We start from the raw sequence: 24459 nt of genomic DNA, 5'->3' as shown, positions 1-24459 counted from the left end.
GGCCGCCCCTTTCTCGATGTCGATCACCTCGGAGGCCGCGGCGATCACGGGCGATCCGGGCCGTGGGGCGCGCGGCGCGGCAGCAACAGCACAGCCAGTCCGGCACCCACGGCGGCGATCGCCGTGCACAGCCACAGCATGGTCGCGAGGCTGTCGACGAACGCGGCGGTCACCGCGTGCGACAGCGGCGCGGAGTTCAAACGATGCGCGATCGAAAGTCCTTGTGCGGCATTGCTTTCCACCGCCGCCGCGACCTCGGCGGGAAGTCCGGTGGTGTCGACGCCGCCGCGATAGGCGGCATTGAGGACGGTGCCCAGCAAGGCGATGCCGACCGTGCCGCCGATCTGCCGCATCGCCTGGATCAACGACGACCCGGCGCCCGCGCGATCGGGATCGAGCTCACCCAGCGCCGCGTTCATCGCCGCCGGCATCGCGAAACCCGCACCCGCACCGGCCAATGCGAACCAGACCGCGACGAAGGCGTAGCCCGAATCGACCCCGGTCATCGTGCCCAACGCCAGTCCGGCGGCCGTGATCGCGAATCCCACCGCGACGGTGACCCGGGTCCCGGCCGCGGTGTCCAGCGGGGTGGCGCATTTCGAGCCGAGCACCATTCCGGCGATGAACGGCAGCAGTTTCAGCCCGGTCGCCAGCGCGTCCGATCCCTGCACGGCCTGGAAGAACTGCGGCATGGTGAACAGCAGCCCGAACATCGCGAACATGGTCACGGTGATCAGCACCGTGCCCCATACGAACGACGTGGATCGCAGCAATCGCGCGTCCACCAACGGGGTCGGGGCGCCCAGCCGATTCAGCCGCCGCTCGAACAGCGCGAACAGGATCAGCAGTACCGCCGCCGCCGCGAGACAGACCAGCGCCCAGCCCTCGCCCCAGCCCCGTTCGCCCGCGCGGGTCACGCCGTAGACCAGGCTGGTCAACGCCGCCGAGGACAACACGATGCCGACATAGTCGATCGACGGCGGCACGGCGCTGCGCGATTCGGGGATCAGCGCGAGGACCGCGCCCACGGCGAGCACCGCGACGGGCACGTTGATCCAGAAGATCGACGCCCAGGAGAAGTGATCGAGCAGCAGCCCACCCACGATCGGGCCGAGCGGCAACCCGATGCTGTTGGCCACGACGAAGAAGTTGATGGCCCGCTTGCGTTCGGCCTCGCCGGGGAACAGCACCGCGATCAGCGACATGACCACCGGAACCAGCAGCGCCGCACCGACTCCCAGGAAGGCCCGCGCCGCGATCAGTCGATCGGCCGAACCGGCCAGCGCGCACAGCACCGATCCCGCGCCGAACAGGGTCAGCGCCGCCGCGAGAATCTTCTTGCGGCCGAAGCGATCTCCGAGAAGACCCGCGGGCAGCAACAGCGCCGCCAGCACCAGGTTGTAGGAGTTGGCCACCCATTGCAGCTGCTCGGTGGAGGCGCGTAGGTCGACCGCCAATTTCGGCAGGGCCACGTTCAGAACCGTGGTGTCGAGCCCGACGACCAGCACCGCCAGGCACAACGCCGTGAGGACACCGAAACGGCGGGCCGCGGGCAGGCCCACCGGGGTGGAACCGAGAGTTCGGTCGTTCATCGTCATGAGGCCAGACACTATTACTAATATCTGATAGTTTCAATACTTCAGATATCCGCTGTTATATGCTGTGCCGCATGGCAACATCGGGGCAGCCGGACACGGAGGAGCAACGCGAGTTCGTCGAACGCCTCGCCGGGGCGATGACCTCGACCGGTGTTCCGCCGATGGCCGCTCGCGTCCTGGCTCGCGTGCTGATCAGCGACGCGGGCGTCATGACATCGGCCGAACTGGCGGCCGCCCTCGAGGTGAGTCAGCCCTCGATCTCCAGCGCGGTCCGCTTCCTGACCCAGACCGGATTCCTCACCCGCGAACGCGTCCCCGGCACCCGCAAGGAGCGCTACCGCGTCCGCGGCAACGTCTGGGAAACCATCCTCACCCTGCGCAACGATTTCCTCGCGGCGTGGCAGAGCCAATTGGCAAGCGGCGCAGACCTGTTCGGCGAGGACACCGCGACCGGCCGCCGCTTGGCCGAGGCCGCGGACTTCTTCGCCTTCGCCCAACAGGACATCCACGACCTGATCCAGCGCTGGCGCGACCGCCAACGGCGGATGTACGGCGCGACCGACTGAGCCCGGGCCATCAGTGCCCGCGCTCGGGGTTGCCTCGCCGGTCCGCCCGCGTGTGGTCAGCCCGTGATGGGCGCGGCGACGGCCTCGGCGTAGCCGCGATCGGCGGCCCGCCGCAGCTCGGCGGCCAGATGCTGGGTGTCCTCCAGGGTGTAGATCGAGGTGACCCGGCCCCAGCGCAGGTCCAACACCTGGATCATGGAGTTCGCGTACGGCTCACCGGCGAGCGTGCTGGCGATATCGACGACGGTGACGACTCTGGTCTTCCACGGCCAGCCCTTGACGAGCACGTCGCGAACCTCGAACCGGCCATCCCGGAACAGCCGCCCCATCCGCTCGAAACCCTTGGTGATCAGCTCCGTGCCGCGTCGGCGGCCGCCGAGCGCGTGGTCGCCGGCGAACTCGTACACCGCGTCGCCGGTCATCCGCGCGACCCCGGCGGTGAGATCGCCGTCGCTCATCCGCGCGAAGGCCTTCTGTATCTGCCGAGCGACGAAATACCGGTACACAGCCCACCTCACCAGCACGAGTACTTTCATTGAACTTACACCGCGACGAGCGTAACCCGGCGTAGTTCAATGACTCAACCCTCTAGACTCGGGTCATGCGTTTGACCAGTTTCGCCGAGATGCACTGCTCCATCGGCCGGTCCCTGGAACAGATCGGGCACTGGTGGAGCCCGCTCATCCTCCGAGACCTCTACCTGGGCCTGCATCGCTTCGACGACATCGCCGAGAACCTCGGCATCTCCCGCAATCTGCTCACCCGCCGCCTCGACGAACTCACCCGAGACGGCATCATCGAACGCCGCACCTATCACGAGCGCCCCCCGCGGCACGAGTACCACCTCACCGAAGCCGGACAGGAACTCCTCCCCGTGCTCATGGCCCTGATGGCCTGGGGCGACAAATGGGCCACTCCGCCCGGAGGTCCCCCCGTCGAACTCGTCCACGACGACTGCGGGCAGAAATTCACTCCCCAGGTCAGCTGCTCCTCCTGCGGTCAGCCCCTCGCCGCGCCGCGGGTCACCGCCCTGCCCGGACCCGGCGCGGCCCCGGGACCGGGCACCCGGGTGCTCGCCCGGGATGGCGACACTCTCGCCGCCACCGTGGAATCCGCCCACGTCTGAGGTTCCGCACAGAGATCAGTGTTCGTGGACGATCACTCCGCGAAGGTTCTTTCCGGCGAGCAGATCGTCGTAGCCTTCGTTGACCTGTTCGAGGGTGTAGGTATTCGTGACCAGTTCGTTCAGTTTCAGCTGACCGCGCTGATACATACCCAGCAATCGGGGGATATCGGTCATCGGATTGCAATCACCGAAGTTGGTGCCCTTGATCGTCTTCTTCCACAGCGTCATGATCGCGCTCGGGACGTGGAGATTGCTCTCATCCAACTTGTTGAGCCCGACAATGACGATCGTCGAGCCTTTCCCGGCGGCGGCGAATGCCTCGTTGATCAACTCCTCGGTCACGATTCCCGCGGTGAGGAGGACCTGGTTCGCACCGTTACCATTGGTGTCGGCGCGCGCGAATTCCGCGGCTTCGGCCATCGTGGCGAACGCGTCGGTGGCGCCGAATTCCAGTGCCGCCGCCCGTTTGTTGGGCAGCGGATCCACCGCGATCAGATTCTTCGCACCCGCAATCCGCGCACCCTGCACCGAGTTGATACCGATCCCGCCGATTCCCGCGACGATCACGGTGTCGCCCGGCCTCACCTGCGCCGCATTGACCGCCGCACCCCAGCCGGTGGGCACCCCGCACCCCACCAGCACCGCCTTGTCCAGCGGCAGGCTGTCGTCGATCTTGACCACCGAGGCTTCCGAAATGGTGCCGTACTGGCTGAAAGTTCCCAGCATGCACATGGTCCCGTAGTCGCCGCGCGCGCCGGTCATCGGGAAACGCCCGTCGGGCAGATACCCCTCGAGGATGGTGGCTCCCATATCGCACAGCGGCTGCTGTCCGGTCGAGCACCAATGGCATGTACCGCAACTCGGAATGAAGGAACAGACGACGTGGTCACCGGGCGCGACGCGGGTGACGCCGGGCCCGACCTCCTCGATCACACCCGCGCCCTCGTGGCCCAGCACCATCGGCAACCGCGCGGTGAGATCGCCGTGGGAGATATGAACATCCGAATGACACAGTCCGGCGAACAGATATTTGATCAATACCTGCCCCGGCCCGGGCGCGATCAGGTCCAGTTCTTCGATTTCGATGGGTTTGCCGGCTTCGACGACCACCGCTGCCTTGGTTTTCACGATAATTCTCCTCGGGAGTTCGCTGACGACAGCGGTCAGAGCTTGACGAAGACCGACTTCTCTTCGGTGTAGGCCTGGTACCAGTTCGCACCGAATTCCCGCCCGAGACCGGATTCCTTGTAGCCGCCGAACGGCATCGTCGGGTCGAGCTCGAGGAAGGTGTTGATCCAGACGGTGCCGGCCTTGATCCGGCGGGCAACCTGATGCGCGCGGCTGACATCGCGAGTCCAGACCGCGGCGGCCAGTCCGTAGGTGGTGTCGTTGCCCTGCAATATCGCGTCGTATTCGTCGGTGAACGGGATGACCGACACCACGGGACCGAAGATTTCCTCCTGGGCGATGCGCATCGAGTTCTCGACGCCGTCGAAGATGGTCGGCTGTACGAAGTAGCCCTTGCCGTCGATGGTCGATCCGCCGCTGGCGGCGATCGCGCCCTCGGATTTTCCGATGTCCAGATATCCCTTGACGCGCTCGAACTGCTCGGCCGACGCCAGGGGACCCATCGTGGTTTCGGGGTCGAAGGGATCGCCGACCTTGATATTCGCAGCGACCGCGCTCAGGTTCTCCACGAACTCGTCCTTGATATCGCGCTGGACGAACAGCCGGGTGCCGGCGACGCAGACCTGTCCGCTGATGGTGGAGAAACCGGCCAGCGAATTCGCCAGTGCCCCTTCCATATCCGCGTCCGGGAACACGATGTTCGGGGATTTGCCGCCGAGTTCGAGGGTGACCCGCTTCAGGTTTCCGGCCGACGCGTGCAGGATTCGGCGGCCGGTTTCCACCGAGCCGGTGAAGGTGATCTTGTCGATGCCCGGATGTTCGGAGATCGACGACCCGGCCCCGGGCCCGAAACCGGTCAGGATATTGAGGACTCCGGGCGGGAGTCCGGCCTCCATACCCAGCTCACCCAGCCGCAGGGCGGTCAACGGCGTCTGCTCGGCGGGTTTGAGGATCATCGTGTTCCCCGCGGCGAGCACCGGGGCGATCTTCCAGACATTGGCGCAGATCGGGGCGTTCCACGGCGTGATCGCGCCGACGACGCCGATGGGTTCGCGCAGCACGTAGTTGAAGTTCGTCGGCGCCGACGGCGCGGTCTGGCCGAAGATCTGCTGTGCCGCGCCGGCGAAGTAGAACATGCTCTCCACCGCAACGCCGATGAACGCCTTCGCGGTCGCGATGGTCATCCCGTTGTCGAGGGTCTCGAGTTCGGCCAGTTCGGCGGTGTGCTCCTCGATCAAGGCGGCGAACTTCCGCAAGATGCGGGCGCGCTGACCTGGACCCAGCTCGGACCACGGCCCCTCGAACGCCCTGCGCGCCGAGGCCACCGCCGCGTCGACATCGGGCTTGTCCGCCTCCGCGACCAGTGCCAGCACCTGCTCGGTGGCCGGATTCACCGTCGCGAAGGTCTTACCCGACTTCGCCGGCACCCACTCGTTGCCGATCAACAGCGCCGGGCGGTGATCGTCGAGCCAGCGGGCCACCTTCGGGCTGCGGGCCTGACCGGTAACCGGGGTGGTCGTTGCAGTCATCTTCTTCCTCACTGAAAAAGGGCGGACAGTGCGCCATCGAGCACGACAGCCGACCGAGGCTGGGCCGGTCTCATGAGCTGCCGTGTACTGTATTTAGTATACTATCTGTCGTTATCCTGCGGCCGGTTTCGGCAGATTTCGCACCAGCGTCCCGGCCCTGGTCTCAGGCGCCGACCTCGACGGCCGCTCTCCGATGTAGCTGATATACCGTTCCCTGGGGCCTTCGGCTTCCGTTCCAGGTTCACCGCCGGCGAGGGAGCACGAGGGCATGTCCACCAGCAACCGCACCGCGCGCCACGTCGTCCTGCCCGACAGTTTGAAGCAGATCGCACTCGCCGAGATCCGCCGCCGGATCTTCGCCCGCGAGCTCGCACCCGGTGCCCGGATCGATCAGGAACCGCTCGCCGACGAAATCGGCATGAGCAAGATCCCGGTGCGCGAAGCGTTGTCGGCCCTGGCGGCAGAGGGTCTGGTGGAGATGGTTCCGCGCCGCGGCGCCTTCGTCGTCCCACTGTCGAAAGCCGACATCGAGGACCACTATTGGATGCTCGCCCACCTTTCCGGGCGGGCCGCCGAACGCGCCGCCGAGAACCTGTCCGAGGAATCACTCGCCGAACTCGAGCGACTGATCGAGCAGATGGAAGCCACCACCGACGAACAGGAACGAGCCCGGGCGAACTTCACCTTTCACAGCCTGATCAACCACGCGGCCGAATCGCCACGGATCCTGGCCGTACTCCGCACGCTCGGCAGCCCGATCCCCCTCGAGTTCTACGAATCGAATACCGAGATGGCGGCCGAAGCCGACGCCGAGCATCGCAACCTCCTCGAAGCCCTGCGCTCGCGGTCGGGCCCGCGGGCCCGTGCGGCAATGGAAGACCACTTCCTCCGGGGGAGCCCAGAAGGCGATCGAAATCCTCGACGCCCAGGGTTTCTGGGAGAAGTAGCGACCGCGCGGTGGCCGCGGTTCCACTGCCTCGGTGACCGGTCTCGACGCCGGATACGCGGACGCGGTCGAATCGGTGCGGTGGCGTCCACCTCCATCCCGGTGACGCGGCTCACAGTTTTCGTATACTGTATCTAAAATCCGACACGATAACAAGCCGTTGACATGCTGGTTTGATAAATCGTATACAGTATCTGCCAGATCGGATCGCGCCGAAGGAGACCCCAGCATGACAATTCAGGCAGTCCTCGAACTCACCGCCAAGACCGACAAGGCCGAGGAATTCCGCGAGTGGCTCGTGCGAATCCTCCCGGACACCCGGGGATACAAGGGAAACGTCAGTGTCGAGTTCGTCCGTAATCAAGACGACCCCGCCGATGTCGTCATCCTGGAAAAGTGGGACACCCGTACCGATTACGAGGCATACCTCGCATGGCGCACCGAGACGGGCATCCTCGACGAACTCGGCGAGTTCATCGAAGGGGAGCTGAAGGTCCGCTACTTCGATCCGATGGGCGTCTGACCCAGATCAGATCGGACAACGGCTCAGCGTCGGGTTGTCCTCGACGCTGAACCGCCTCCGAGCCGGACACCCCGTCACTGGCGGTGCGACCCAGAGGCGCGCGCGATGGTGAAGATCCAAGTCAATGCGGAATCAGTGCGTTCTGTGTTCATCGAGATGTACTTCAAGGACACAAGATGCCGTTCGCGACCGGGGTCTTCTAGTACCGCGACCGAACAATGTGCTTGGTGAGCACGCCACTGCCTGACCGGACGGCACTGGGAGACCAATCAGTTGATGGAGAATTGCCGGATCGAACCCGACATGGTCCGCATACAGGTCCGCCGAGCCGACAAGCTGACAGAAATATGAGGCCCGCGGTCAGCGGACGGCGCTTCGGTCGTCCGGGTGGTCGACTGCGGCGTCCGCCGATGCCGACCTGGTCTGCCGCAGGAGCGGTACGCCGACGACCGCGCCGACAGCGGCGGCGATCGCGCCGAGAACGAAGGCGAGGTGGTAGCCGGCCGTGGTTGCCGATACCGGGGTGGTGCCGGGAGTGCGCAAGATCGCGTTCGTCCGTGCGGCCGCGACGGCCGCGAGGACGGCCAAGCCGAACGAACCGCCGATCTGTCGTGCGGAGTTCAACAGGCCGGAGGCCAGGCCGGCCTCGTCCTTCGGGGCTCCCGCGGTCGCCGCGATGGTGCCCGCGACGAAACCGATGCCGATGCCGAGGGCGGTGACCAGGGTCGCGGGCAGGACGTGCAGGGCGTAGTTACCCGAGACCGGCATCAGCGCGAACATCCCCATCCCTGCGGCGGTCGAGACCATGCCCGCGATGAGAACGACCGCACTGCCGAAGCGGTTCGACAGCACGCCCGCCACCCGCGAGAACACGGCGATGGCCACGGCCATCGGCACGAATGCCAGCCCCGCTTCGATCGGGCCGTACCCCAGGACCTGTTGCAGATACAGGGTGACGAAATACCACATCGCGAGCATGGCGAAGCCGAGCAGAAAGATGACGACGTTCGCCAGCGTCAGCTGCCGGTTGGCGAACACCCGCAGCGGCACCACCGGACTCGTGTCGACACGATGCTCTATGACCACGAACGCAGCCAGCAACGCGATCCCGACCCCCAGTGGCACCAGTGAAGCTGGGGAGGCCCAGCCATGGTCGGGCGTCGTGACGATCGCGTAGACGACCGCGACGAGACCTGCCGTCACGGCGGTCGCGCCGAGCACGTCGAGCCGGCGCTCACCCGTGGCCTCCCGTCCGAGGTGAATCTTCGGCAGTACGCGAGGCGCCGCCAACACAGCGACCACTCCGATAGGTACGTTGATGAAGAACACCCAGCGCCAGTCGAGGAGCTGGGTGAATACTCCGCCGAGGAACATGCCCGCGGCGCCGCCCACTCCCCCGACCGAGCCCCAGATGCCGAAGGCGCGAGTCCGCTCCCGGTCCTCGGTGAAGGTATTCGTCAGAATCGATAGCGTGGCCGGCGCCAGGACGGCCGCGCCCAGGCCTTGGACGCCGCGCGCGCAGGTCAACATGAGGGCATCGGTGGCCGATCCGCAGATGAGCGACGACCCGGCGAATATGGCGAATCCCCAGGCGAATACGGCCCGCTGCGGCAACAGATCGGTGAGCCTTCCCCCCAGGAGCAAAAATCCCGCGAAGAGGACGGTATACGCATTCACGACCCATTGCAGTCCTGCGATCGAGAACCCCAGGTCGTTCTTTACGGATGGCAGAGCGACATTCACCACCGAGACATCCAGAACCACCATGAACTGGCCCAGACAGCACAGGAGGAGAATCAATACCTTTTGGCGCTTGTTGATCTCGGGCTTCATAAGGCGACGGTATTCCCTAGAGCGCGGTCTAGGTCAAACCCGTATATTGGCAGAATGATCGACGGGGTGACCATCGGGGAGGCGGCGCGCATCACCGGCGTCGGCATTCACGCGCTGCGCTTCTACGAGCGCGAAGGACTGCTCGCCGGGCCGATCGGACGGAGTCGTTCCGGGCAGCGCCGCTACTCGGACCGCGACCTCGAATGGATCGTGATCTGCACGAAACTCCGCGCCACCGGCATGCCCCTCGGACGCATCCGGCGCTACGCGGAACTGGTCCGCGAGGGTCCCGGCAACGAAGCCGAACGGCTGGAACTTCTGCAAGAGCACCAGGCCGCCGTCCGCCGCCAGATGGGCGAACTTCGCGAGAACCTCAGCCTGATCGACTACAAGGTCCAGGTCTACCGGGATCGCTTGGCCGACGGGCAGGCGACTGCCCTCTGGTCCGCTTCGGGATAAGCACGGTGCCGATTCACCACGGTCGAGCTCGACGGCTGACCGACCTTGGTGGCGCGAGGTGCTGAATACCCCCACCGCACTCGACCAGAAACAGCGTTCTCGGTGCAAGCCGCGGGTCAATGGTCCATATCGTCCATCTTCTTCGCCGCGTCCTTCATCCCCCCACTGAACTGATTCAAAGAACGAACCATATTCGTAGACCCATCGAGCAGATTGTCCCGGGAAGTGATATAGCCCTTCTCACCCTCGGTGAACTTCTTACCGAAATTGTCGTGGCCCCAAGGAAACCCATGGTCGTCCAAAGTGGTCCGCAGCCCGGTGAGCGTGTTCCAGACGCGGCTGGCGATATCGTCCATGCGCCCCGCCGCGGCGCGTAGAGCGTCGGTGTCGACGTGGACTTTGCGGTCGCTCATCGGATTCTCCTTGTCGGGTCAGTATCTGTCGTCGGAGACGACGCCGAGGCCGTCGCCGCTTTCCCAGTCGGTGTCCAGTCGTTGCATCAGGTTGTCGATGTCGCGCTGGATGCGCTCCACGAAGCGTTTGGGGCTGGTCGCCATGGCGACCGGGGCGTCGTTCATCTGCATGACGTAGCGGCCGTCGTCGGTGACGTCGCGCCACAGCATTTTCGTCTCGTGGATGCCGCGCGGGCCGTATTTCGAGCGGCCCTGGACGATGAGGACCGTGCCGGTGAGGTCGGCGCGCCGCTCGAAGAACTTGCGCGAGGCGGTCGCGGGGCGGTCCTCGTCGCCGCCGTCCCGGATGAAGCTGCCGCCGCCGTGGCCGGTGTACTCCTGCGGATCGGTGATCACCGGGATGCTGGGAATCCGGCCCGCCTCGACCGGGGGCAGCGACGAGACCACCGCGGCGGCCAGGCCGCGGGGGTCGCATTCGGTCACCACGAAACCGTCTGTGTGCCAGAAGGTTTTGCCGGGCTTCTGCGCGAAACGGAAGGCCTGCAGGCCGTTTCGGGCGAAGTGCATGTACAGGCGCTTCTTCCCGTTGTCCATATCGTGCTCGTCCCAGCCCCGCAGCCGGATGAAAAGCTCAGGGGCGCACATGACCTCGATCATGCCGTCCCAGGCCGGATCCCATCGTGCCCGCAGTTCCACCCAGGTCTTCTCCTTCAACCGGGCGGACTCGTCGATCGTCATGGGATCGTCGAGGGTGTAGAACAGCGGCGTCGGCAGGTTGCCGTCGCGATACTTCTCGCAGAGCACCTGGAACTCCAGGCCGGTGAATTCCCACGTCTGGTTCACGGCTCGGCCACCGGCCTCACCGTGTAGGTCGGTTCGTCGACGACTCCGTCGAGATTGTTCGCGCTGTCCAGGAACTTGGCTCGCTTGTACTCCTTGCCCGACGTGCCGGCCGCCCCGCCGCCGGCCCCGCCACCCATGGGAGCGCCGCCCATCGGGACGCCGTTGGGATCGGCGTGCGCGCCGGGCACGCCGACGTCGTACGAGCCGTTCGCACCCGCGATGCTGGCCCGCGGGAACAGCCGCGACACGTCCGGACCCGCCGCGGGGTTGTCCAGGCCGAGGCTGTGTTCGACGCCGGAGACGGCCGCCCCGATCCCGCCGAGCGCGCTGTCGATCGCGCCGCCCGCCGCTCCGAGCGCGCTGCCCACGCCGGAGATGCCCTGCTGAACCGCGTTGAGGACCGGCGAGAGCAGACTGTCCAGCCCGGAGCCCAGCCCCGACCCGGCGCCCAGCAGCGATTGCAGCGCGGACAGGCCCGAGGCGCCGCTGGCCAGCAGTCCGGCCAGGCCGGAACCCGAACCGCCGAACGGTGATTGCGGCCCGCCGGAGCTGCCGCCCGGCAGCGAGCCGACGCCGGAACCCGAACCCGAACCGCCGAGCAACTTCACCAGATCATTGCCGAGCGGGGCGCCGGAACCGGTGCTGAGCAGCGAGGCCAGCGTGTGCGCGAGGCCCGAGCCGCTGCCGGAGAGGCCGAGCAGCCTGGCCAGATCCTGCGCGACGCCCGCGCCGGAACCCGAACCGAACAGCGATTCCAGTTCGTCCTCGAGCGCGCTGCCGCTGAGCGAACTGGAGTACGGGCTGTAACCCGAACCCGACGTGGACCCGCTGCCGAGCAGGCTGCCGAGCGTGGACGCCAGGCCGGAGCCGTAACCGCCGCCGCCCCCGCTGATCGGCGAGTACGCGCCGCCCCCGCCGCTGTATCCGCCGGAGTTGTAGCCGTACGCCGACGAGCCGTCGGAGCCGTAGCCCGAGTCCCCGCCGGAGCCCGAACCGAGGCCGTAATCCGCCGGCGACGAGCTGGGTCCGGCCGCACCGCCGTAACCCCCACCGCCGGAGCCGCTCTCACCACCCGAACCGTAGCCGCTCGGCAGTCCCGCGCCGCCCGTGCCGCCGCCGGACTCCCCGCCGCCACCGCCGTAGTCGCCCGCGCCGGAGGAGGCGCCGCCGTAACCGCCACCGCCGTAACCACTTCCGCTGCCGACACCGGATTCACCGCCGCCGCCACCGTATCCGCCGCCGCTGCCACTGCCGAATTGCGAAGCGGCCGCGGAGTATCCGGCCGAATAGCCCGCCGCGTAACCGTCGGAGTAGGAACCCGTGCCGCTGCCCGAACCGGAACCGCTGCCCGACTCACTGCCACTGCCGGACCCCGATCCCGACCCGCTGCCGCTGCCCGAACCCGACCCCGAACCGCTGCCGCTACCCGAACCGGAACCGCTCCCCGAACCCGTTCCCGTACCGCTGCCGGTCCCCGAGCCCGACCCGGATCCACTGCCGCTCGAACTCGAACTGGTGTTGCCGGTGCCGCTGCCCAGCACGGTGATCAACGGCATCGCCTTGACGGTGTTCTGGATACCCGTCACATAGCGGTCCTTGTACCGATCCCGGTACCAGCCGCGCCACTTCTGGAGCGTGCAGTCCGCGTAGCGCACGTGCGGCTCGCCGCGGCCGTGGCGAAAGTCGTCGTAGGTGTAGGCGGGCATGCCGTCGAAGGTCGCCTTCAGGAAGGCCGCCGAGTACAGCAGGGCCGAGGCCAGCTCGTTGACGCTGTCGCCGAAGGCGTGCGCGCCGTTCTCGAAGCGATGCACCGCGGCGACCGCCGCGTCCTTGCCGGTGCCGCTCCACATGTCGTCGGAGATCTGGGACAGCTGGGTGGTCAGCGCCGCGATGTCGGTGCTCAGCTGGGTGGCCATCCACTGGTAGCGGGTGCCCGCGATATGGGTGTTCCAGTCGGCGCCGATGAGGGAGCGGCCGAAGTTGTAGAACCCGTCGAAGCCCCACGAACCGGCGTCGGTGATCGAGACCGTGATGTGGCTGTCGGCGTTCAGCGGCACCGTCGGCGCGTTCGGCATGTCGTCGGAGGTGCTCGGCGAGAACGAGGAGGGCGGATTGCGGGTGCCCGGATCCTTGGTCAGGCCCGCGTTCGGGATGGCGGCGAGGTCGTCGACGGAGTGGTTCTCGGCGGTCCGATAGGCCTTCAGCGCGCCGATGAAGGTCTTCTCCATGTTGTCCAGGATCTTCTGGAAGCCGTCGAGGCCGTTCCAGATGTCCTGGCCCTTCTGGTTGAACTCCTGGGTGAGTTCGGTGCCGCCCATCTCGTTCGAGACGGGCGGGATGCTGTTGAGGTGGTTGTCGGTGATGAACTTCTTGTAGAAGTCCAGCTGCTTGATCAACTCCTGAACGGCCTTGGCGCTGTTGAGGAATACCTGGTCGACCGCGGTGACCTGTTTGTTGAGCGTCAGTCCGCCGTTACCTGCCTGGGTGTTCAGGTTGGACCAGTCGGTCTGGTCCTGGCCCGAGGTGTCGTTCGGGCCGCCGGTGGTCGTACCTGCCACTTGCTTGCTCTCCTGATCGGGTCTGATGGGTCGAGTCCGCGCACCGAATCGCGTGCGTCAGACTCCGGGTGGGTCACCCTCGCGAATCATGGTTTCGGTCGTCGGGGCCGGTTTGTCTCGTGACCGCGCCTGAGCGCCACCGTCCTCGCCCATGGTGAACATGACGTCGACATCGGCCAGCGGCACCTCGACCGCCGCTTCCTCGCCTTCCGCGGGCTTCAGCACAATGGCCTTGGGCGGCTTGCGGTTTCGGCGAGCCGGGTCCTTGCGATCCTTACGGCTCCCGCGATCCGATGCGTCCGGCGGCCGCCCGCCCGCCGAGGCCGGAGCTCCGGGCCCGCCACCGCCCCCGAATGGGGAGCCGCCTTGGCCCGCGTGGTCCTGACCCGCGCGATCCCGATTCGCGGGGCCTTGGCCCGGGTGATCTTGCCCCGCGTGATCTTGGCCTGCATGATCCTGGCCTGCTTGGTCCCGACCTCCATGGTCCTGGCCCGCGTGATCCTGATTCGCGGGATCCTGGCCCGCGTGATCTTGGCCCGCGTGGCCCCGACCCGCATGGTCCTGGCCCGCGTGATCCTGGCCTGCCTGATCCCGACCCGCGAGATCCTGGCCCACAGGGCGGTGCTCGTCCTGACTGCCGGGCTGTCCGCCGCCGCCCTGGCCGGTGTGGCCGTTCGCGCCGCCGTCGCCCGCGCCCAGCGTGCCATCGCCACCGGTGCCGTCGCCGCCAGCTCCCCCGAAACCATTGCCCGACAACGCATCCGCAGACCCGCCCGGCGCGGTCGCGGCCATCGATTTGTGCGCCTCGGGCCCGTACTCGTCGCCGGACCGCGCGGTGGCCGGATCGCCGAGAGCGGAACCACCCGAGCCAGAACCGGCACCGGCCGAATCACGCTGCGCCCCGGACGAATCCGATCCCGCGCCGACATCGTTCCCGACAGTCGCCGAATCAGCCTGCCCCAGGGCCGAATTCGGATCCATTGCCCCCGGGAGAGCCTCCAGCCCGTTGGGCACCCCCAGCGCACTCAACAACGCGGAAAGCCCCGGCAATACCGACGACAGCGCCGACCCGAGCGATCCGGACAGCCCGTCCCCAGCCCGACCACCCAACTGGGACAACAGATCCGCCAGCTCGGGCTGCCCAGCCAGCGAGGCGAGCCCCGACAGCGCTCCCGACGACAGTCCCGCCAAACCCGCCAGCGCCTCCGGCGAGAGCCCGGCGAGCCCCGCCAACGCCTCCGGAGACAGTCCACTCAACCCCGACAACGCCTCCGGCGAGACCCCACTCAGCCCCGCCAACGCCTCGGGGGACAGCCCACTCAACCCTGCCAGCGCCTCCGGCGACACCCCACCCAACCCCGACAACGCCGCCAGTTGCGCGGGCGACAACCCCGACAATCCCGCGAGCGCGGCCGGGGACAGCCCCGCCAGCTGCGACAACCCCGCCTGCTGCGCGGCCGACAACCCCGACAACGCGGACGACAGCGCCGAGGACAACCCGGGCAGCCGCGGATCCAGATGCGCCAGCCCCCGCAACCCCGCCATCTCCCGCGCGAGCAGCTCCGGCGGAACGCTCGGCGGATGACCGTAGAACCCGCCGCCCCACTCCGGCGACCACGGCGGATTCCACTGGAAATTCGGCATATTCGGCGGCGGCGGGAAATCGGGCGGCGGCGGCATGCCGGGCATGTTCTGCTCGATCAGCTCCGCCGGGATGAACTGCGTTTCCGACGGCGCCATCGGCGGCAGGAAGCCCAGCGGCGGCACCCCGTCGCCCGCGGGCAGCTGGCGCGAGCGGAAGATGCTCGTCAGATCGCTGCCCTTCACCCACGGGCTCGCGCGGTCCACCGGCTCGGGCTGCGCGCCGTCGGGCTCGTTGACCTGAACCTTGTTGTCCCCGTTCACCTTCCAGGTGGTGCCGTCCGGGCGGCTACCCCGCGAGAGCCCGTCGGTGTCGGTGATGCGGACCGTGCCGTCCGACCGGGTCTCGCGCAGCGAGCCGTCGGGATTGCCGACCGCGATCATGCCGTCGGGCCGCGTCTCGCGGATGATGCCCTGCCGGTCGGTGAATCTCACCCCGCCCCTGCCGGTCTCCGACACCGAATCGCCGTGGAAGACCTTGAATCCGTGGGAGGTGTTCTCCAGGATCGCGCCGTTGGACAGCGCGACCGTGCCGCCCTTGCCCCCGACCCCCGCGTCGGTGACGCTCCCCCGCTCCGCGCCGGGCGGGGTCACCGTGACCTTGCCCTTCGAATCCTTCGAATACGTCGTGCCGTTCGGGTCGGTGACCTTGCTGCCGCCCTTGGCGTCCGAGATCAGCGTGGTGCCGTCGGGCCGGTTCAGCACGACCTCGGACGGGCCGCGCGCGCCGTCGAGCCGCTCGCCCCACCAGGCGCCCTCGGGCGATTTCGGCACCGTGGTCGTCGACCCGTCCGGGAAGGTGGTTTCGCGGCCGCCGAGCGGGGTGCCGCTGTCGCCGATGACGTGGGTGGTGCCATCGGGCTCGGTGACCCGCACCGCACCGTCCGAGCGCAGCGTCTGCACGGTGCCGTCGGGCCCGCTCACCACGACCGGCTTGTCGTGACCCGTCTGCACCACCGTGCCGTCCGGCTTGGACACCGTGACATCGCCGTTGGGCTGTTCGTAGGTGGTGGTGCCGTCGGGCTTGACCGTCGTGACGGTGCCGTCCGGCGTCTCGGTGCGCACGATGCCGCCGGGTTCGACGGTGTGGGCGGTCCAGTCCGGCCGGGTGAACCGGATATTGCGGTCGGCGTCGACGCTGACCGTGTGCCGCGGATCGCCCGGATGGGTGAGGTGGACGACCCGGTTCTTGGTGTCGACCGTGAAGTCCGTTCCGTCCGGCGAGGTGATGTGCACCTGATCGTCGTTCCTTTGCCAGGTGGCCGCGCTGTCGTTCCAGTCCGCCTTGGACCCGGAAGGCTTTCCGCCCGAACCGAATCCGGTCTTCGAGCCGCCCTCGGAGACGAACGACGCCGAGCCGTCGGGGCGCACGGTGACCGTCGAACCGTCGGGGCCGGTCGTCTTGACCGAGCCGTCGGAACCCACCTCGACTTTCACCGGCCGACCGTCCGCGCCGAAGAACCGCACCGACTTCTCCTCGGTGTCGATCGAGAGCCGGTGCGGGTCGTCGAGAGCGCGGCCCACCCGCACGGTGTGCTCGTCGGGCTTGATCAGGTGCAGGGTGCCGTCGGTGGAGCTGATCAGCAGTTCGCCGTCGGCATTGGAGTTCCAGGACCCGCGGTCGGTGCGCACCTGGTGCGAGGTGCCGTCCGGGTGGGTGACGACGGTCGGCCGATCGGGGCCGAACTCCACCCTGTGACCGCCGGGCACGAATCTCGTCGTCTGTCCCGAAGGGGACGCGAATTCCGTTGTGCCGTCGGGCTTCACGGTCGTGGTCGAGCCGTCCGGTCCGCGCGTGATCACCGTGCCGTCGGATCCGACCGTGTGCGTGACGCGGTCCGGGCGGCCGAAGGTCTGCTCGTCGAACCGCCCGGCGCCCTTGCCCGGCCTGCCCGCGGGCGCGCCGAGCGGATTGCCGTCGGCGTCGACGAATCGGACCGCCCTCGTCTCCGCGTCGATCCTGATGCCCTGCGCGTCGCCGGGGCGGGTCACCACGACGGTGCCGTCGGAGTCGACGGTGTGGCGGGTGCCGTCGTGCGAGGTCACGGTGAAGCCGCCGCCGTCGTTCTCGGCCCAGCTCTGCCGATCCGTCGGCACCAGGTGCACGGTGCCGTCGGGGGTGGTGACCTCGGTCGGGCGGCCCGGCGCCGCGACGACCTTGGTGCCGTCCGGCTCGTATCGGGTCCGCACGCCGCCGGAGCGGTGGTCGATCACACCGTTCGTTTCGATGGTCGTGACCGCGCCGCTCGCGCGGGGGAACGTCACCGAGCCGTCCGAGTTGTACCGGTGCGCGATGGTCCCGCCGCCACCCTCCATGCGGCCGGGCAGTCCGACGAAGACCACGCCGTCCCGCACCACGACCTCCGTGCCGTCCTCGAGGCGGACGCTCAGAGATCCATCGCGGTCCCGGGTGAAGGTGAAGCCCTCCTCGCCACCGCGCGAACCGCCGACCCGTGCCCCGAGGCCGGGCAGTCCGCCGCCATCGAGAGTGTGTTCGCCGGGCGGACGAGATCCATAGGGGGCGAGGTCGTTTCGGTCCGGGGTGGCGTTGCCGCCGGATCCGGAGCGACCACCGATCGATCCGGTGTCCCCGGAATTGTCGCCGCGCCCTCCGGACCCCGCGACCGGCGCGGTCGAGTCGCCCGGTGAGCCGCTGCGGACGCCGCCGCCGATCGGCGGGGCGGAATTGCCGAGTGAGCCGCGGCCACCGGGCGGATTCCCCGCGCCGACCAGAGGGCTACGATCACCGCCGGTGCCGGACAGTGGCGTCTCGGGCACGCCCCGCGCGGGCGGCGGCGAACCACTTCCGGTCGGTCCACGATGCACCGGCCCACTGTTGGCCGGACCGGAGTCCGAGGACCCCCGCCCGGAACCCGTTGTGGTCGTGAGGTTCTCGCCGAGGTTCCCGCGACCGCCCGTACCCGTTGCTGTCGTCGTGTTCTCACCGACACTCCCGCGACCACCCGAACCCGTTGCGGTCGTGGCGTTCTCACCGACATTCGCGCGACCAGCCGGGGCGGGAGCGGACCCGTCGCCGGGGTTGCGGATCGGCACACGGGTGTCGGTGGACGGGGCGGGCGCGGTGGAACCCTTCGAGGAGGCCGAGACCGACGGTTCCGCGGCGGCGTTGCCCGACGCGCCGCGGGAGGGCGTGGCGGCGGGTCTCGAACCAGAGGCGTCCCCGGCGGCCGAGCCCGCGGACGAGGCGGGCCGGGAGTCGCCCGCGGCCGCCGAATTCGACGCCGCCGCACCGGTTTCGGAGCGGGCACCCGACGAGGAAACCGGGCCCTCGCCGCCGGGCCGAGACCCGGCCTGCGTCAGCGGATTCGAGCTCTCGCCGCCCGGGCGAGATCCGGCCTGCGTCAGCGGATTCGAATTCTCGCCGCCCACACGAGACCCGGCCTGCGTCACGGGACTCGAATTCTCGCCGCCCACACGAGACCCGGCCTGCGTCACGGGACTCGAATTCTCGCCACCCACACGAGACCCGGTCTGGGTCACGGGACTCGAATTGTCGCCGCCGGGACGGGCATTCGCCTGCGTGAGCGGATTCGCGTTCTGATCGATCACCGACGAACGCGCGGGTGGGCGCGCGCTGCCGTCGCCGGTGTTGCCCGTCGACACCGTGGACGTCGAGGAATTGAACGAATCACCGTGCGCTAGGCCGTTGTTCGGATTGCCGCGCCCACCGCCCGCCTGCTGATCGCCGGTGGTCGTGATCGGCGTGGGCCGCCGCGTACCGTCCTCGGAATCGAACGAACGCGAGCCATTGGCGGACGGCGACGCGAAGGAATGCGCCCCCGAATTCGAGCCCGTGAACTCCCCATCGGCGATCACCTTGCCGCCGAACGCATTCGGCGTCTCGCGCCCCCCGAAGCTCGCCGGACCGGTCGCCGGTGACCCGGCGAAGTCGTCGTGCGGCGAGACGAACCCCCCGGCCTTCCCGAACGCCCCACCCCGCCCGGACAACGCCTCGACCTCGAACCCCTTCGTGCCCGGCCCCTCGAATTTGCCTCTGTAGCCCCGGATTCCGCCACCGAGCACACCGCGCGCCGCACCACCGGTCCAGCCATAGGCATTGCCGAACTCACTCCAGTCGCCGGTGATCGCGCCCGCCGTCACCTGGGTCACCGCATTACCGAACACACCGCCCGCACCGCCGATCAGCGCGCCGTTGCCCACCCGGACCCACGGGTTGGCCATACTGTCGCCGAACCACCTCGCGGTCTGCTTGCCCAGATAGTCGCCGAACAGTTTGCCCAGACCCGCGCTGGCCGCGCCGCCCGCCAGCGCCACCCCGAACTCGGTGGCGTCGAAGTTCTTTCGATGCCCGGCCGCCATCTGCCCCAGCTGCACACCGGCATCGATACCCGCGGAGATGAGCATGCCGCCGAGGATCCTGGCCACCCAGCCCTTGGCCAGCTCGGCGAACTTGTCGCCGAAGATGCGCAGCACCGACGCCACGATCCGGTCCTGGATGACCCGGGACAGAAAGCGGACGATCGCCTGCGTCACGCCGATGTCCGCGGCCTCGGCGGCCGCCGCGGTCGGGGGGAACAGCCAGTCGATGGCGATCTCGATGGCCAGCGCGGCCAGCGAGATGATGACCATCAGCTTGGCGGCCTCGACCTGGGTGCCCATATCGAAGGCGGCGTCGCCGATCTGGTCGTAGTAGCCCGCCAGCGACTCCAGCGAACTCTCGCCCTTGATCAGGCCGTCGAACATCTCGCCGATGCTGTCGCTGCCCGCGCCGGCGCTGTAGGCGGCCACCGCCGTCCGCTTGGCCTGTTCGATATCCGGGATCACCGAGCGCAACTCGGCGGCGGCGTCGTGCCAGGCGCGCGCGACCTGCCAGATGGCGGTCTCGTCACCGTCCGGCCATTCCGAGCCCGCGACATAGCCCAGCCAGCGCAGCTCGGGAGGAAGATCGAGTCCCATGACGCGACCCGCGCCTACCGGTCGGCGTCACTGATCATCGAGCGCGGCGGACGGTAGTCCTCGACATCGCTGTAGCGCGCGGACTGCGCGTCCTCGTCGCGGCGCTCCGGGGCTCCGGGCGGCGCGAGCGACGCGGGCGGCGCGACCGGGATGAAACCCGTCAGATCCGGGACGTCCTCGAGCATGTCCGACAGCTTCGGCAACCGGGATCGGTGCTCCTGCAACGGAGCCACGAGTTCCCCGGCCGCCGCCTGCACCTTCCGCACGGCGGACTGCACCGCCTCGGTCATCGCCTTCGCGATCTCGTCGTAGGTGAGATCACCGATATCGGGGGCGAATTTGGTCTCGATGAGCACGCCGTCGGCGTTCACGGTGACCTGGATTCGCTTGTCGCAGGCCGTAACCGTCGCGGTGAGACGAGCGCGTTCGCGTTGGACGGCGGCGATACGCGACATCTGCGCCGATAATGCGTCCATCATCATCGCGGCATCGGCCCGCAACCATTCATTGCTCATCGAAACCTCCGCCGCCCATGCTAAACCGACGCCGCCTCGGTCGCACCGGAAACAATCGGCTTCCGAGATTCCCTGCTGCACAAGGTCATTCCCCGTTACAAAACTTTGCAAGGATTTAGCATACGGTGCCGAGCGAGTTGCGGTAACCTGCGAATCAAGCAGAGGTGGCATTGTTGTCCGCGAGCCGGGCCTGCCTGACATTGTCTGGGCGAGAGGAGGTTTCGACGTGGCCCACGAGCCGCGGCGTCCGCCGCCGACAACTCCGGCGGAGATCGAGGAACAACGGCGCGAGATCGCCGAGCTCGAACGGCGGCGCAAACTGCTCACCGCGACCGCACTCGTCTGCGAGAAAAGAATTCAGGTCACTGTCAATGCCGATGGCGTGCTCATCGAGACGAAATTCGCCGCGGATATCTGTGATCTCTCCTATGACGAAGTCGCCGAGGCCATTCCGATCGCGGTGCGCGCCGCGGCCACCGAGGTACTGCGGAAAGGGCGCGCCCTGACCTGGTCGTTGCTGGATCGCGACACCGATGTCGCCGTCACCGCGGGCGAGCTGGGTGCGGTCGGGCCGGCGGCGGCGATTCCCCTGATTCCCACCCGCGCCCCCGGCGGCCCGGGTGAACGGCGAACGACATCGTGAGGGAGTGGACATGGCAGACGCGGTGGAGGTCGATCCGGCCAAGCTGACGGCCACCGGAAACCACATGTTGACGGTGCGCGACAAGCTCGGCGGCATCGTGTCCCATTTGAACGGCGCGGTGGGCACGGCCGGACCCGAGACGTGGGGCACGGACTCCTTCGGCAAGGGCTTCGCCGACGGCGACGACGGATACGTCCGGTCCCGCACCGAATTGCTCTCCGGGGCACACGAACTGGTGATCTCGCTCGGTCAGTTCGGACAGGGCATGATCGACGCGGCGAACAAGATGACCGCGGCCGATCACCAGGGCGGATAGCCCGGGTATGGCGCTGTATCTGCCGCCCGAACTGCGCTGGGTCTCCTACATCGCCGGGGCCGAATGGCCCGACGGCGACGAGGACAAGATGTTCGCGATGGGCGACGAGTGGAAGAACGCCGCGAAACAACTCGAGGCGCTGCTCGACGAGATCAAGACGGTGCAGAACGAGCTGCGGTCCGCCTACGCCTCGGGCACGGGCGGCGAGCAGGCCGTGGCCGAGGTGGGAAAGCTGCTCTCCGGCAAGGGTTCCGTCGACGAACTCGCCAAGTACATGTCGCAGATCGGTCAGTCCACTCGCAACGCGGGCACGACCATGGAGCAGACCAAGCTCATGGTCATCGTCTCGCTGTCGCTGCTGGCCGCGGAGATCGCGCTGGCCTGGCTGTTCCCGCCGACCGCGCCGGGGGTCGAGGCCGCCGCGGTGGGCGCGACCCGCGCCTTCCTGTATCGGCTGGGCCGGCAGGTGATGGCGTTCCTGGAGTCGATTCCCGGGGTCGGCAAGCTCATCGGGCAGTTCGTCAAATTCGTCAAGATCGTGCCGGATCTGCCGAGCAAGGCCGGCGACCTGCTGGCCAACCCGATCGGGCTGGGCGTCAAGCGGATCACCCCGGCCCGCACGCTGCTGGACATGATGCCCGAGGCGATGGCGCGCAATCCCTTCGTGCGCGACGTCTTCGACGTGATGCCGGACGAATTCGCCAAATGGCTGGTGAAAAGCGGTGTGAACGTGGGCCTCTGGTCCGGCGGCCAGGACCTGCTGGTGCAGACCATCCAGATCGCGAAGGGCCATCGCGACGAGCTCAACGGCCAGGAGCTGGGGCTGTCCATGGGGGCGTCCATGGTCGGCAAATGGGCCAGCCATCTGCCCGCGGTGTACGTGGAGAAGTGGGGCGGGGATCTGTTCAAGTCGTTCGGCATCGACTCCACGCGCGGTCTGGCCGGAATGGCGAACGGCGCGGCGACGGGCATGACCACGAACGTCGTCAGCGGCCTGGCGGGAGCGGGGTTGTATTCGCTGGTCACCGGGACCAGTTACTACGACAACATCAAGACAGCGCAGATCGGGGCGGCGGTGACCGGAGCCATGGTCGGCGGCCAGCGCGGCTTCATCGGCCAACTCGGCGCGCGGCCGGGGACGGGAGCCGATTTCACCGCCACGCATCCGGAGCTGAATGTCGGCACCGGAGGCGGGAACCGGCTGGGCCTCGGAGGCACCGACGGAGGCGGTAACGGCGGCCGCGGGGGTGGACCGAATCCCTCGGACGGCAGCGGTTCTCACGGTGGTGGACAGAATTCTCCGGGCGACAACGGTTCCCGCAGTGGTGGACAGAATCCCCTGGGCGGCAACGGTTCCCGCAGCGGTGAGCGGAATTCCCTGGGCGGCAACGGTTCCCGCGGTGGCGCTGACGACATCACGCCGGTCGCCCACGGCGGCGACAACACAGGCGGGAACCGGGCCGCGAATCCCGCGCCGCCCGCACGCGGTTTCGCCGAGCAGCAGCAGGCCCTGCGCGACCAGCACGAGCGGAACTATTCCACCGCCCGCGATCTGGACCGCGCGAACCAGAACTTCTTCGGCCGCCAGGCGCGCAATCTGAATCCGTTCAGCGAGCGACCGGCACAGTACAGCATCAACCGCAATGCCGAAATCGCCCGGCACGGCGCGGAAATGGACGCGCTGAACAGCCAGGAGAAGGCGCGGATCGCCACCGGGCACGCCCAGGACGCCGCGCAGCGCGCCACGGTCGCGCGCAACGCCGCCCGCGACGCGGACCAGACCGCGCGCGCCGCCGAGGCCAGTCACGACCCGAACGCCACCACGCTGCGCGCCCAGGCGAATCAGGCTCGCGCGCAGGCGATCAACGCCGCGCGCGCCTCCACCGAGGCCACCAACGCCGCCCACACGGCCACCGCCGACGCGACCGGCGCGCAGAACCGCCTCGCCGGACTCGGCAACGACCCGGCGATGCGCAACTCCTGGGACTCGGTGGCGGCCGCGCAGCGACCCGCGGCGACCGGCGGCGGCGGGCAGGGTCACGAGCTGCAAGGCGTCGGCGGTAACGACGGGAATTCCCCGGGGCCGCAACATAATCGGCCACCCCAGCACGACGGCGGCGACGGCGACGGCGGTGGTGGACATCAAGGTCCGCTGCCGAAACCCCAGCGCGACGCGGCCGACGATCTCGTCGACCAGCGCCGCGCGGAACTCTCCGCCGCCATCGACAAGCACGAGGCCGCCAACAACGCGGTGCGGCAACGACTCGACACCATGCAGCAGCGGCTCGACACCTTGCAGCAGAACCGGGCCCCGCTCCAGGATCGGGTCGACACCGCCCGCGCGGCGCGCGACGACGCCGATCAGCACGTCGCCGACATCAAACATCAACTGCGCGGGACCACTGATCCGGCGCAGCGGACGAACCTGAAGGCCGACCTGCGCCAGGCCCAGCACGAGGCCGTGCGCGCGCAACGCGATCTCGAGGCGGCGGAAGGGGATCTGCGCCACGTCGACCGCGATATCGCCAAGCAGCACGACCAACTCAACAGCGTGGCATCGAGGGTCCTCAGCGGCGCGCCGAAGGAACTGCTGAACGTCCTGCCGCACGCGGTGAAGGACGGCCTGCTCGATACGCAGAAGAACGCCCAGGCCGCCGTGGCGACCGCCAAGGCGAATCTCGACGCCGCCATCGCGGATCAGCAACGGGCGCACGGCATTCCGGTGACCCCCGCGCCGACGCTGACCGAATCGCACGCCACCGTCAACCAGCACGGGGCGAACGTCCAGGCCGCGCGCGCCACCGTCGCGGCCCCCGAACCGGCCGCGGTCGCCGCGGCGCGCGGGAATGTCACGGCCTACGACAACGCGCAGACCGTCCTCAAC

At 68.3% G+C, this 24459-nt stretch carries 18 protein-coding genes; 8 read left to right on the top strand and 10 right to left on the bottom strand.

The features are described 5' to 3' along the window. Positions 1-44: 44 nt before the first annotated feature. Positions 45-1598, bottom strand: coding sequence for an MFS transporter (locus ACWDSJ_RS24870; protein ID WP_450034603.1), 1554 nt, complete (start codon positions 1596-1598; stop codon positions 45-47). Positions 1599-1669: 71 nt separating this feature from the next. On the opposite strand from ACWDSJ_RS24870, the gene ACWDSJ_RS24865 reads away from it, so the two are divergent. Next, positions 1670-2164 (top strand): GbsR/MarR family transcriptional regulator, encoded by a 495-nt coding sequence (locus ACWDSJ_RS24865; protein WP_387366249.1) that lies wholly within the window; start codon positions 1670-1672, stop codon positions 2162-2164. 56 nt (positions 2165-2220) lie between these two features. Here the strand turns inward: ACWDSJ_RS24865 and ACWDSJ_RS24860 are convergent, their stop codons facing one another. Beyond that, on the bottom strand, positions 2221-2700 hold the full coding sequence (locus ACWDSJ_RS24860; RefSeq protein WP_450034602.1) for a nuclear transport factor 2 family protein: 480 nt from the start codon (positions 2698-2700) through the stop codon (positions 2221-2223). A 65-nt stretch (positions 2701-2765) separates the two neighbouring features. On the opposite strand from ACWDSJ_RS24860, the gene ACWDSJ_RS24855 reads away from it, so the two are divergent. Next, entirely contained in the window at positions 2766-3290 is a 525-nt protein-coding gene (locus ACWDSJ_RS24855) for a winged helix-turn-helix transcriptional regulator (protein ID WP_450034601.1), read from the top strand. A 15-nt stretch (positions 3291-3305) separates the two neighbouring features. On the opposite strand, the gene ACWDSJ_RS24850 is transcribed toward ACWDSJ_RS24855, so the two are convergent. Further along, positions 3306-4418 (bottom strand): NDMA-dependent alcohol dehydrogenase, encoded by a 1113-nt coding sequence (locus tag ACWDSJ_RS24850; protein WP_450034600.1) that lies wholly within the window; start codon positions 4416-4418, stop codon positions 3306-3308. Positions 4419-4453: 35 nt separating this feature from the next. Next, complete coding sequence (locus ACWDSJ_RS24845) at positions 4454-5947, bottom strand: aldehyde dehydrogenase family protein (protein WP_450034598.1); 1494 nt, start codon at positions 5945-5947, stop codon at positions 4454-4456. Between the two features lie 268 nt (positions 5948-6215). Here ACWDSJ_RS24845 and ACWDSJ_RS24840 point away from each other — a divergent pair, with 268 nt between their 5' ends. Then, positions 6216-7031 carry a GntR family transcriptional regulator gene (locus tag ACWDSJ_RS24840; protein WP_450034597.1) on the top strand — a complete coding sequence of 272 codons (816 nt, stop codon included), beginning with the start codon at positions 6216-6218 and terminating at the stop codon, positions 7029-7031. A gap of 91 nt (positions 7032-7122) precedes the next feature. Beyond that, the gene (locus tag ACWDSJ_RS24835) at positions 7123-7416 is read left to right on the top strand and encodes a putative quinol monooxygenase (RefSeq protein ID WP_450034595.1); all 294 of its coding nucleotides are present in this window, start codon (positions 7123-7125) and stop codon (positions 7414-7416) included. A gap of 360 nt (positions 7417-7776) precedes the next feature. Here ACWDSJ_RS24835 and ACWDSJ_RS24830 read toward each other — a convergent pair whose 3' ends face one another. Beyond that, positions 7777-9249 carry an MFS transporter gene (locus ACWDSJ_RS24830; RefSeq protein ID WP_450034593.1) on the bottom strand — a complete coding sequence of 491 codons (1473 nt, stop codon included), beginning with the start codon at positions 9247-9249 and terminating at the stop codon, positions 7777-7779. 54 nt (positions 9250-9303) lie between these two features. Between ACWDSJ_RS24830 and ACWDSJ_RS24825 the strand changes: the two genes are divergently transcribed. Further along, positions 9304-9708, top strand: a complete 405-nt coding sequence (locus ACWDSJ_RS24825; RefSeq protein WP_450034591.1) for a MerR family transcriptional regulator — start codon at positions 9304-9306, stop codon at positions 9706-9708. Between the two features lie 116 nt (positions 9709-9824). Here the strand turns inward: ACWDSJ_RS24825 and ACWDSJ_RS24820 are convergent, their stop codons facing one another. Genes ACWDSJ_RS24820 through ACWDSJ_RS24800 form a run of 5 tightly spaced genes read right to left on the bottom strand, consistent with a single transcriptional unit; the run spans position 9825 to position 20616 of the window. After that, positions 9825-10121: a WXG100 family type VII secretion target gene (locus tag ACWDSJ_RS24820; protein ID WP_450034590.1), complete on the bottom strand. Its 297-nt coding sequence runs from the start codon at positions 10119-10121 to the stop codon at positions 9825-9827. 18 nt (positions 10122-10139) lie between these two features. Then, positions 10140-10964, bottom strand: coding sequence for an ESX secretion-associated protein EspG (locus ACWDSJ_RS24815; RefSeq protein ID WP_450034588.1), 825 nt, complete (start codon positions 10962-10964; stop codon positions 10140-10142). After that, positions 10961-13522, bottom strand: a complete 2562-nt coding sequence (locus ACWDSJ_RS24810) for a hypothetical protein (protein ID WP_450034586.1) — start codon at positions 13520-13522, stop codon at positions 10961-10963. Before ACWDSJ_RS24810 ends, ACWDSJ_RS24815 begins: the two co-directional genes overlap by 4 nt. A gap of 57 nt (positions 13523-13579) precedes the next feature. Then, complete coding sequence (locus ACWDSJ_RS24805) at positions 13580-20101, bottom strand: WXG100-like domain-containing protein (protein WP_450034585.1); 6522 nt, start codon at positions 20099-20101, stop codon at positions 13580-13582. A 14-nt stretch (positions 20102-20115) separates the two neighbouring features. Further along, the gene (locus tag ACWDSJ_RS24800) at positions 20116-20616 is read right to left on the bottom strand and encodes a YbaB/EbfC family nucleoid-associated protein (protein WP_387366305.1); all 501 of its coding nucleotides are present in this window, start codon (positions 20614-20616) and stop codon (positions 20116-20118) included. 226 nt (positions 20617-20842) lie between these two features. On the opposite strand from ACWDSJ_RS24800, the gene ACWDSJ_RS24795 reads away from it, so the two are divergent. The 3 genes from ACWDSJ_RS24795 to ACWDSJ_RS24785 all read left to right on the top strand — a co-directional run. Beyond that, positions 20843-21259, top strand: a complete 417-nt coding sequence (locus tag ACWDSJ_RS24795) for a hypothetical protein (RefSeq protein ID WP_387366308.1) — start codon at positions 20843-20845, stop codon at positions 21257-21259. A 10-nt stretch (positions 21260-21269) separates the two neighbouring features. After that, on the top strand, positions 21270-21575 hold the full coding sequence (locus tag ACWDSJ_RS24790) for a hypothetical protein (protein WP_450034584.1): 306 nt from the start codon (positions 21270-21272) through the stop codon (positions 21573-21575). Between the two features lie 7 nt (positions 21576-21582). Further along, a partial coding sequence (locus ACWDSJ_RS24785) for a WXG100-like domain-containing protein (RefSeq protein WP_450034583.1) occupies positions 21583-24459 on the top strand: 2877 nt, incomplete at its 3' end.

Source organism: Nocardia sp. NPDC003482 (assembly GCF_053588115.1).
The sequence above is the reverse complement of the archived record's forward strand: the minus strand, read 5'-3'. Positions and strand labels throughout refer to the sequence as shown.

Coding starts and splice junctions, on each gene's coding strand:
- ACWDSJ_RS24870 (WP_450034603.1), bottom strand. CDS start 1,598: ATGACGATGAACGACCGAACTCTCGGTTCCACCCCGGTGGGCCTGCCC.
- ACWDSJ_RS24865 (WP_387366249.1), top strand. CDS start 1,670: ATGGCAACATCGGGGCAGCCGGACACGGAGGAGCAACGCGAGTTCGTC.
- ACWDSJ_RS24860 (WP_450034602.1), bottom strand. CDS start 2,700: ATGAAAGTACTCGTGCTGGTGAGGTGGGCTGTGTACCGGTATTTCGTC.
- ACWDSJ_RS24855 (WP_450034601.1), top strand. CDS start 2,766: ATGCGTTTGACCAGTTTCGCCGAGATGCACTGCTCCATCGGCCGGTCC.
- ACWDSJ_RS24845 (WP_450034598.1), bottom strand. CDS start 5,947: ATGACTGCAACGACCACCCCGGTTACCGGTCAGGCCCGCAGCCCGAAG.
- ACWDSJ_RS24840 (WP_450034597.1), top strand. CDS start 6,216: ATGTCCACCAGCAACCGCACCGCGCGCCACGTCGTCCTGCCCGACAGT.
- ACWDSJ_RS24835 (WP_450034595.1), top strand. CDS start 7,123: ATGACAATTCAGGCAGTCCTCGAACTCACCGCCAAGACCGACAAGGCC.
- ACWDSJ_RS24830 (WP_450034593.1), bottom strand. CDS start 9,249: ATGAAGCCCGAGATCAACAAGCGCCAAAAGGTATTGATTCTCCTCCTG.
- ACWDSJ_RS24825 (WP_450034591.1), top strand. CDS start 9,304: ATGATCGACGGGGTGACCATCGGGGAGGCGGCGCGCATCACCGGCGTC.
- ACWDSJ_RS24820 (WP_450034590.1), bottom strand. CDS start 10,121: ATGAGCGACCGCAAAGTCCACGTCGACACCGACGCTCTACGCGCCGCG.
- ACWDSJ_RS24805 (WP_450034585.1), bottom strand. CDS start 20,101: ATGGGACTCGATCTTCCTCCCGAGCTGCGCTGGCTGGGCTATGTCGCG.
- ACWDSJ_RS24800 (WP_387366305.1), bottom strand. CDS start 20,616: ATGAGCAATGAATGGTTGCGGGCCGATGCCGCGATGATGATGGACGCA.
- ACWDSJ_RS24790 (WP_450034584.1), top strand. CDS start 21,270: ATGGCAGACGCGGTGGAGGTCGATCCGGCCAAGCTGACGGCCACCGGA.